2 protein-coding genes are annotated in these 3,146 nt (G+C 51.0%); both read right to left on the bottom strand.

Annotated elements, in window-relative coordinates; translation table 11 throughout:
• Positions 1 to 43: 43 nt before the first annotated feature.
• Entirely contained in the window at positions 44 to 292 is a 249-nt protein-coding gene (locus tag B3D59_RS03820) for a cytoplasmic protein (protein ID WP_286817794.1), read from the bottom strand.
• Between the two features lie 84 nt (positions 293 to 376).
• A complete protein-coding gene (locus B3D59_RS03815) occupies positions 377 to 2,995 on the bottom strand; it encodes a CHASE2 domain-containing protein (RefSeq protein ID WP_286817793.1) in 2,619 nt (872 codons plus the stop codon).
• Positions 2,996 to 3,146: the final 151 nt, after the last annotated feature.

Here is a 3,146-nt window from a genome sequence, read left to right as displayed (position 1 = left end):
AAAACCGCGTTTTTGGACACCCCAAACTAAAGAGATGTAAAAACTAACGGTCTTTCAAAAACAGGCTGTGGTATTCGTTTTCGGAAATGTGTTTTTTTAAGTATGTATTGACCCAATCATAAATCTCTTCAAGTTCCTGGTGGGAAAGTCTTGGCAGAAGGGTTTTCATGAAGGCGTCCTCACTGAATTTCTGCAGATAGAACATGATGGTCTCCTCATCACTTGTCCTGTCCATGCCAAAGGCACCAATGCCTTTATATTCCTGGATAAACTGGTGGGTGTCTTTTTTCATAAGCTTGGTAGTTCGGGGTTTGAAGTTGATTTTAAAAATAAAGAACTCAAAGACGAAGCAGGGGGCGGTTTATCTCCCAAACAGTCAAATTTTAAATAAGCTGTCCCTGATGGCCTTCTGGATTGCCTTTGACAGCTGCGTAACGAAAAAAGGCTTGTTGATAACAACGCTGATGCCGGCCTGATTGGCTGCTTTCTCTGTCATGGCGTCGTTGTAACCGGTGCACAGGACAATGGGGATATCCTTTCGAACCCTGCGCAACTTTTCGGCCAGAAGTATCCCTGTCATCTTTTTCATGTGCAGGTCGGTAATGACCGCATCAAAAAACTCAGGCCGGTTCTGGAAATCCTTCAAGGCCTGTTCCGGACAAGTGGTTGCTTCAACTTCATACCCCAGTCCCGTTAAAAGCTCTCGGCCTGTTTCCACAAGTTCTTCCTGATCATCCACCAGCAGCAGCCGTCCCAGAGCCTGTTGCCCCTTACCCTGCTCGTCCGCAAGACTGCTCGTCTCAATCTGTTCTGCCTGGGGCAGGTAGACATGGAAACAGGTCCCCTTATTTTCACTGGAGTCAAATCGGAGGCTGCCCCCGTGATTCTTCACGATGCCCTGGGTGGTGGCAAGGCCTAAACCCGTGCCAGAACCTTTTTCCTTGGTGGTAAAATAAGGCTCAAAAACGCGGCCTCGGATTTTTTCCGGGATACCCGGCCCTGTGTCTGCAACACTGATCTGCACATATTTTCCCGGCAAAAGTTCAAGGTCTGGGACAAGGTTCTCCCTGTCCACCTCAATGCCCTTTACCGTCACGGTTATTTTTCCGGGCCTATTTCCCATGGCTTGAAAGGCATTGGTGCACAGATTCAGCACTACTTGAAAGATTTGGTTCGGATCTCCTGTGACCATCTCATTTCCTCCGGGATCGGCTGTCAGGGTTATGGTCGGCGGCAGAGTGGCTTTGAGCAGCTGGAGGACTTCCTTGACAATGGGGCCAACCATCAGTGGGGCGCGCTCTTTAGGGGATCTGCGGCTGAAGCTCAGGATCTGGGAAATCAGCTCTGCTGAGCGGCTACATGCCTTGAGCACCTTTTCGAGATGCTCTGCGGCCTTATTGTTATTCTGGATCTCATCCTGGGCCAGCTGGGTGTACCCCATGATGGCCGAAAGAATATTGTTGAAATCGTGGGCAATACCGCCGGCCAGGGCACCGATGGCATCCATTTTTTCGGACTGGATCAACTGTTCCTGCATAGCTGTCTGCTGCTGCCGCAGCCGGGTGCTTTCAGTGATGTTTCGCACCACATGGACGCTGCCGGCGGACGATCCATCCTTTCCCTGACGAGAAAATTGTTGAATCTCAAAGTATTGGTCGAGCTTTGGATCAAAGAGCTGAGCAGGTCCGGGATTTTCTGTCTGCCCATGCCGTTCCAGCACCTCCATCGCTCCGTAAGACGCCGCCCTATTGAACAATACAGGTTGTCCAAGTTTGTCTTTGATGATAATGGCATCGTCAATGGCGTCAAAGGAGGTCTGCCAGTCCTGTCGGGCCTGAACAAGCCTTTGCCCCATGATCTCCAGATGAACGATATGACCAAGTACCTGCGCCCCTGCAACACCAGCCCAAAAAATCCCGGGGGCCACCCAGAAATTAAAAAAGGATAATAGAACGAAGGCCCCACCTGTCACCCCGATGAAAAGAGCGACTCCCGTCATCAGCGCCCGGCTGCCTGATCGCTTTGACATCCACAGAAGCGTGACAAGAAAAAAAAGGGCCCCAAGGGTCCTGTGCCGGATCGGGCCCATGGTTCGAATGTATGAGCGGTCCAGGATATTACCCAATATGGTTGCCTGCAGTTCCACCCCGGGCATGCGGTTCCTGTTCTGGCTGAAACAGGTCAGGTGATCCTGATCAACCCCGGCGGCAGTAAGGCCCAGCACCAGGATTTTGTTTTTAAAATAATCCTGTGGATACTGCTTTTCCAGGATGTCGGAAAATGAAATGCTGGGAAAAGTGCCCGGTGGACCGTAATAGTTGATTCTCCTTTTCTGTGCCTGGAGAATACTATACAAAGGCGTGCCATTCAGGCCATGGCTATCGACACTTTTCAGTTGGTCCGGTGTCACCGATGTGTCTCCTGCCAGGAGTGTGTAAAGTGAAAAAGCTGCAGAAGGCAACTCTTTTCCGTCAAGGATGAGGGTGTGGTATGTCTCTCTGACCACCCCGTCCATTCCCGGTTCAATGTGGACATGGCCCACGGGCGGCTGTCCCAAAGAGGAAGCGGGCAGCACAAGATGCCCGCTTCGGTTCACGTAGGCCGCCAGAATCATATGAGGAAACCGGGCCAGTGCCTCTTTGAACGGCTTGTCGCCCATGGCAGGTTCAGCAAAAATAATGTCTGAAAGAATACCGAGAGCCTCTTTTGTCTGTTCAAGGAAAGGGGCGTAGTACTTCCTTTCAATGGGGCATCGTCCCAGGGTTTCAAGGCTTTTTTCGTCAATCGCCGCGATCAGAATCTGTTGTGGCGGATCAGTGGTTCCCCTGAGCCTGAAAAAAAAATCATAGGTGTAATCGTCCATGCCGTTGAAAAAACCCATGACATCCAAAAGGCCCGCCACAAGCAGGAAAACAAGGCCCATGGCAAGACAGCGGCGGCCAAACAAAGGTGCCTCCCCCGGCAGAATATCTCCTTGAAAATTTTTCGCGGCCATGGGCTACACCGGCCATGGGTCTATAAAATAATTATCAATGCGCCAATCACCCATGTTACAATCGCTCCTGCCTCTGCATAGGGAAATGTTTTTATTTCAAAGGCCTGGGCCGGAGTAAACTGCCCTTCATATCCGGCCGGATCAACGGCCC

Source organism: Desulfobacter sp. UBA2225 (assembly GCF_002348205.1).
In the GTDB taxonomy this organism is placed as follows: Bacteria; Desulfobacterota; Desulfobacteria; order Desulfobacterales; family Desulfobacteraceae; genus Desulfobacter; species Desulfobacter postgatei.
Note: the sequence above shows the minus strand (reverse complement) of the source record. Positions and strands in the feature narration are given on the sequence as shown.